The following is a 6,095-nucleotide window of genomic DNA, read 5'->3' as shown; positions in this document are numbered from 1 at the left end:
TAGGCACATTCAAGCGCAACGCTTCCAACGCCACATCGGCCTTCGAGGAATAGCGAAACGGCGAAGAAAACCTTACTGAGCCGATGTTTTCGGTAAGCGCGTCCAATCCGTTCAAAAAGTCGGCCGAACAGTCGATCTCTTTCGCATGATTACTGTTGATAAAGCCAGTATAAACTTCAGAGACACCAACTGATTGAGCGCGGGCTGCTGCCGCTGAAAAGAAAAACATTGTTCGGTATGGCACGTACAAATCATCGTCTGAAACGCTGTCAGACCATAAATCCGCCTCGTTCAATAGGCGAGATTTCGAGCCTTTGAAAACACCCGAAATGTCAATTCGTTCTGGAGCCTCTGCGTGGGCAGGCATGACTTCCAGTAATCGCTCCCACTCCGTTTCAACGCAATGCTGACCGTAATCAAAGAAGATGGGCTGAGGAAAACATCCCTTTTCCACGAGTTGGTACGCCACGGTCGTTGAATCCAGCCCACCTGAAGCCAGCAATAGTACGCGCTTCATGTTGATTGCCTCCGAACTTTTGCCAAAATGTCGAACATGCCATTGAGGCATTCATCAAGGTCCGGAGAATAAATGGTGCTTCCACAGATACACATTGTATTTTTGTTTTCTTCCCTCGGATCGAAGGTAACTACGGGAATATCCATTGCAATGGCCATACCAACCTCAACGAGAGTTCCGGGGTCACGATCGAGTGGGACAGCGAATACTGCGGAGCAATCTTTGAGAATAGAGACGTCTTGGCTATAAAAGTGGTGCAGATCACTGAAAGCCGTACCGACTTTAGCCTCGCCGTTCTCCTGAACCGGCCTTCGTACCAAGAAATTATGGTACTCAAGAGCAGCAACCGCGTTATCAACTTCGGGTTTCGCAACGTATGAAAAATCTGGCGCTGCCAAATAGATTTGAAAATTCGGTCTCTCGTGCCAAGTCAATGAAGTTCCGCCCAGTCGCCTCACAACATCAACAGACAGCTTGAAGTCGCGGGATATGTTGCGGCGCAAATCGTCGGGGTAGGTGGTTTGGGCGTAGCGAGTAGCAACCTGCATTCCTCGCAGCGATGCATCCAACAATCCATCGTGTTTCAAAGCTGAGAGTACAGCAGTGAATGCATCACCAACACCTACTGAATTTGTGGTAGGCCCAAGCACCGCCGGTATCCTATGAACTTCGTCGGCTTCCAAATCGAAGAGGCGGCTACCCCCCCGGTTTTCTTTCAAAAGCAGTGCTTTGACCCCGAGACCGGCTGCTGCTTCCAAAAGTGTAGATACGTTACTCGTCGCAGTTTTTAGAAATAAGTCGGAAGACGTTGAGGTCGCAAGAAAATGGAGCTTGCTTCCAAAACTTGCTAACTCGTCCATACTTTCGATCCCGTACGCGAAATCTAATGTAACTTCGGCATCGTCAGAAAGATTCTGGGCAAAAGTACCAAGGTCAAATGAGCCGGGAAAAACGACGATATTCCGATAGTTTTTCAAGAAACTGATATCATCTTCGATCTTGAAGTCCCGATCATCCCTAAGTATGTCTTCATACCCTTGATGACCGACTTCCTGCACATCATTGATGATGAATACATTAGGCGCGCCGGTAATGTCGCTTAGCAGGAAGAACGAAGTGCAACCATGTTTTTGGAGGTACTCTTCTGCGCGGCTTGCAAGGTAGGATGGACATGCGACTGCAACAGAGTATGGAATTCCACAAGCCCAAAGTGCACGCGCTGCGTGGACCAACCCACCTAATCGCATTTTTGGTTCGACACCCAATTTGTTAACGGTGAAGTCAACGCAGACGTCGCCGACGAGAAGTACTTCTGACGGGGTCATTGCGGAGCGTTAGGCACGATATCGACTTGGACTTGCGGCATACCGTCTAAGCTCGATGAACGCACCACACCTGCATAGGAATAACCGTCCGCAAGGCAGGCGGCTATGTAATTTTTCGATGTGGGCAACGCGCCAATGACGAGGCCATCGCCTGTAACAGCAACAACTCTTGTGGAGAGAACAATTTCGAGCACTGTACCCTGAGGCGGAACTCCGTCGGTAGTTGTGAAAAAATCGTAGTCTCCGACGTCTTCCAAACCAACAGTGAATGCTTGGCCGCACTGATCTCCGCCACTGCTTCCTCCTGATGCACCACCGCCATTTCCGGACTGCCCAGAACGACCTGAATAATCGGAAAAGTTCCCTGAACCCGTGCTCCCCATAACCATCCCCTGTGAATCGTATTAAAAAAATGAATTAAAACTCTTGCGAACCTAAAGCGAGTTTCTCAGGACAATCAAGAATTGATTTTGTTTCGAGTAGATGTCGTTGCGCCGTGCCGGGCGGGGCAAGACGTCGGTCACGACCGTATCGTGCGTGCTACTCAAGCAACGTAAACGTACACGCGTATTGGCAGGTGCCTTAGCGGCACGCCCCAAAGCGCCGAAACGAGGGTCACCCGCGATGGATTTCGCTCCCGATTTTTCCGACTCCGACTTCAGTAATTCTTATCATGGCCAACTACCGGGTCCGTACAACGATTCAGTCGCCTCTAAACTATCGATATGAAGGGAAAATGCGCTGGCGAGGGGGAGAACGTTTGGTTTTGCGCTACCCTCACGCGTGCAGCGAGTATTCATTGTTCGTCTCGACTGTCGGGCAGTTCCAGCTGACCCTAATTCGCTACCCCTCTTACATATAGCGAGTGGTTGCTCATAGCACCCGGTTGATCGTCCTGAGTCGTTTTGCAAAGATCAGCGGTAGCTTGTGGAAAATGAAGAGGCAGGGATCAAGTTGCGTCAAACAGCCATCTCTTCAGCATCCGCAGCGATGCCGATCTCGATGGCTTTCGAGTAAAGCGCATTCAGATCGCGGCTCGAAATACCGATCAGGAACTCTGAGTGGTCGTCAGATCCATACCCAGTCTTCTTTGCTTCTAACAGAATATAATCTTCCGCTGCTCGGGCTCCGGCAACTGTGGCAAACTGGGTCGATGACCTCTCGGACCATTTTGCCTCTCCTTGGGTCAGACGACGGTACCGATTTAGGTCGTCAATCCTGTCCTCGGCCTTTCCGGAGCCAACTTTGAATGTCAAACCATGGGCGTCGTAGATCTGCGCGATGTAGAGATCCGTTCCGGGATTGATGTTCGCCGGTTCGCGCATCCCAGCCTTTTGGCGCCAAGGGCGATGAAGTGAACCTTGGAATGGCAGTTTTGCAGCGGCTTCATCCTTTACCTGTTCACGGACATTGAGCGACATAAGGCGGCCGATCTCTTCGGGTTGCATTTCATGGATGCTTGTCGCGCCCTGCATACGCTTGTCCGCGTGGTCAGGAATCAGCGTATCGTTGCTTTCCTGCTCGATAAAAGTCCAAGTCCGCGAAACTGCGATGCCAAAGGGCCAGCGAAACCGCCCGTCTCCTTGCCTATAATGCTCTGACGGTCGCCTCACGTCTGGACGCAAAAACTCGACATCGACCTGCTGGACAGGATCGGCAATCTCGACGGCACCAGCAAGTCGCCCGCGTAACATAGGATCGGATTCTTTCGCATCACTCGTCAGATAGACAACGATGTCTCCAGGCTGAATGTAGCTCAGTATGCGTTGACGCGTGCCTTCGTGGCTGAGGGCCAGGGCGTCGTATTCTGGGATGTCGGGTGCACCCCAAGTCTTGGTCCAATAATACCGGCGGTTCATGCATTCAGCCTCTCGGATCTATTGAAGGGGACCGTAATCATACAAAAGAATAAGGGCCAGAAAAGCCTCCAAGTAATCGGTATTTTCCTGTCCATCAGAATTGGCGCAACCATCGTAAGACCCCTGCGCATTGCAGCAGTTCACCCGAGCGCAGTGACAGCAAGAAGGCCGACCACGTTTTCCGGGAACGCAGGCGGCAATCCTGGTACGCGGTGAACTAAATCTAAGAAGATGTCCGAAGTAGAGAGTGAGCCGTGGTAAAGGCAGAGCTTTCAGGGCTATCGAGCGGAACGGACCATCACGGCAATTGGAGAGTGTCGGATCACCTTGTTGGCAAATCTTCTTTCGCTAAACAAGGTGCTTGAAACGAGGCGCAAAGTACGGCACGTTTCCGGGCACATCCCGGAGTCGGGTAAGGATCACTGTGCAGTCGCGCACAAATTATCCAGTAAAATCAATGGTATTGGTCTATGCGGTGAGCCCCCTACCGCCGGAGCCAATTTTCTGGTAAGCATCTGAGAATAAACACATTTCGTGTTTGGCTCCGATGTTGTTCCCCCGAGTTGGCAGATTTGGTTGCACACGAGGTTGCACATCGGGTTGCCTCTGCTCCTTTTCACCCATCGAAGCAGGCTCTCCGAAACCCGGAGATTGCATGCCCCTCTCGAGTTACCTCTACCAGCAACGCGGACAATACTATTTTCGTCGGCGTATCCCTGAGTTATCCACATCTCGTTCGCCCGTTTTGGTCTCGCTAGGGACGAAAGACCCGAATCTTGCGCTTACATGTGTTGGGATGCTGACCATGGAGTTCGAAAACGTGCTGGATGCGTTTACCTTTGTTCTGGACGAGATCCCAGAAGATCTGCTGCACCGTTACATGAAGGTGCGGTTGACGCAGTCGATTCAGGAATCGCGTCGTCAGCGGCGACTTGAATGGGTCTTGGGCTGGTCCGGTTTTGCCGCTCCGGAAAAACCGTGAGCCTCTCCGGAGCGCATTGGCTTCTCTCTTGCAGAACGGCATTCGAAAAGCGTTTCCGCCAAGCCAAATCAATCCGGAATGGTCGCCCGACATGCTGGCGAACGTTATGCGGTGTCACCAAGCAGAGGCCCATGCCCTCTCGACAACGGAAACGATGACTGCACTCACAGAGGAGTTTACCAGGGCGACAGGAATGTTTCCGGAGTCGATGGAGCATCGCGCTCAAATGAAGGAGGTCTATCTGCAGGCGCGGCTTGCCTCTCTGGACTGCCTCGATACGGACCAGGTGTCTGTTCGTGAAACGCACCAGAGCATGCTCCGCGAGATCGCGAAGCCCGTGTCCCAAGGCTTCCCCATGCAGGAGGCCGCTAATCCGCAAACTGCAACCCGAAAGGTCTCGATGGCCACAGTCTGCGCCACAGGTTCAACCAGTCGCTCAAGACGCGACCAGAGGTCATGAAGGACGTTCGCCTTGATCTCCTCGGGCATGCCGGTGAGAACCCGAACGAAGAGGTTTATGGGGATGTGAATGGGATGCCGTTCGACCTCAAGAAAGCAGCGATCGACCTCTTGCCCGGGGTGTTCTGAATCAGCACAGTTCTTAGTGCCGCCGCCCCAACGATAGGGTCGGGTTCGAACGGGCGATTGGCAACGTGGGCGCCTACCATTACGCAGTATCGATCCGCTTCAGGGGGGGCTTTGACAATGCCACCAGTGAAATTGACCAAATGGTGGCTTTCCCTGCAATGCTTTCGGTCAAGCTAGGTAGCTTCTGCAGCTTCTCGCGGCAGAGGGCAACCCGACGGTTGGATGGGCCAATCTTCTCGTTCTTCAACGCCGATGGTCGTTCTAGGTGAGCGCGATCAGTTTTCGAGACCTATCTTGAGGAATGCACGCAATTTTCCTATTTGGCCCTGTTGCGGACTCTTGATCCGCGGGGAACGCTGATCGTTTATCTAGCAAAACCAAAATCACTCCGAGCGTTGCCCCGAGAAAGGGTCGCCGAAGTATCAGGTGTGGATAACCACGGCTTGAGCTGGGCGCACCAAACCCGCAAGACGCTTAGAAAAGCAGTGTTTTATACGCTTGGAGCTCATTCCACGGCGGTCTCCGAACGGGTCAGCAAACCGCAGAAAAATGGCAGCGGCCTGCCCTCAGCAATGAAGAGAAGCACTAAAATATTTGGCGAACTTTCCGCGCGTTGTGGCACGTTTGGCTGAACCATGGGGCAAGACCTGCATAACTATTTTTGGTTGGCAGGTATCGTGCAGGCCTCGGCACGACCAAATTCGTCATCGTCGGCCTGATCCCCACCATCGCCGCCGACCTTGGCGTCAGCCTGCCCTCTGCCGGCCTATTTGTCAGCCGCTACGCGCTTGGCGTCACCATTGGCGCGCCGGTGCTCACGGCGC

Annotated in this window: 7 protein-coding genes; 3 read left to right on the top strand and 4 right to left on the bottom strand. The window is 52.7% G+C overall.

The genetic code is table 11. The features are described 5' to 3' along the window. The 4 genes from ABJN75_RS02555 to ABJN75_RS02540 all read right to left on the bottom strand — a co-directional run. The coding region (locus ABJN75_RS02555) for a 7-cyano-7-deazaguanine synthase (RefSeq protein ID WP_348436553.1) at positions 1-517 on the bottom strand (517 nt) is incomplete at its 3' end. Next, positions 514-1,842 (bottom strand): nucleoside 2-deoxyribosyltransferase, encoded by a 1,329-nt coding sequence (locus ABJN75_RS02550; protein WP_317389747.1) that lies wholly within the window; start codon positions 1,840-1,842, stop codon positions 514-516. The genes ABJN75_RS02555 and ABJN75_RS02550, both read right to left, overlap by 4 nt. Next, positions 1,839-2,225: a hypothetical protein gene (locus ABJN75_RS02545; protein WP_317389746.1), complete on the bottom strand. Its 387-nt coding sequence runs from the start codon at positions 2,223-2,225 to the stop codon at positions 1,839-1,841. Before ABJN75_RS02545 ends, ABJN75_RS02550 begins: the two co-directional genes overlap by 4 nt. Positions 2,226-2,801: 576 nt before the next feature. Continuing rightward, positions 2,802-3,701 (bottom strand): hypothetical protein, encoded by a 900-nt coding sequence (locus tag ABJN75_RS02540; protein ID WP_317389745.1) that lies wholly within the window; start codon positions 3,699-3,701, stop codon positions 2,802-2,804. Between the two features lie 547 nt (positions 3,702-4,248). Between ABJN75_RS02540 and ABJN75_RS02535 the strand changes: the two genes are divergently transcribed. The 3 genes from ABJN75_RS02535 to ABJN75_RS02525 all read left to right on the top strand — a co-directional run bounded on the left by ABJN75_RS02535 (position 4,249) and on the right by ABJN75_RS02525 (position 5,903). Beyond that, complete coding sequence (locus tag ABJN75_RS02535) at positions 4,249-4,683, top strand: DUF6538 domain-containing protein (RefSeq protein WP_348409828.1); 435 nt, start codon at positions 4,249-4,251, stop codon at positions 4,681-4,683. 456 nt (positions 4,684-5,139) lie between these two features. Beyond that, positions 5,140-5,271, top strand: coding sequence for a hypothetical protein (locus ABJN75_RS02530; RefSeq protein WP_317389743.1), 132 nt, complete (start codon positions 5,140-5,142; stop codon positions 5,269-5,271). A gap of 443 nt (positions 5,272-5,714) precedes the next feature. After that, complete coding sequence (locus ABJN75_RS02525; protein WP_348436549.1) at positions 5,715-5,903, top strand: hypothetical protein; 189 nt, start codon at positions 5,715-5,717, stop codon at positions 5,901-5,903. Positions 5,904-6,095: the final 192 nt, after the last annotated feature.

Source organism: Hoeflea sp. (genome assembly GCF_039975035.1).
Lineage (GTDB): Bacteria > Pseudomonadota > Alphaproteobacteria > Rhizobiales > Rhizobiaceae > Hoeflea.
This window is presented reverse-complemented; position numbering and strand designations above follow the sequence as displayed.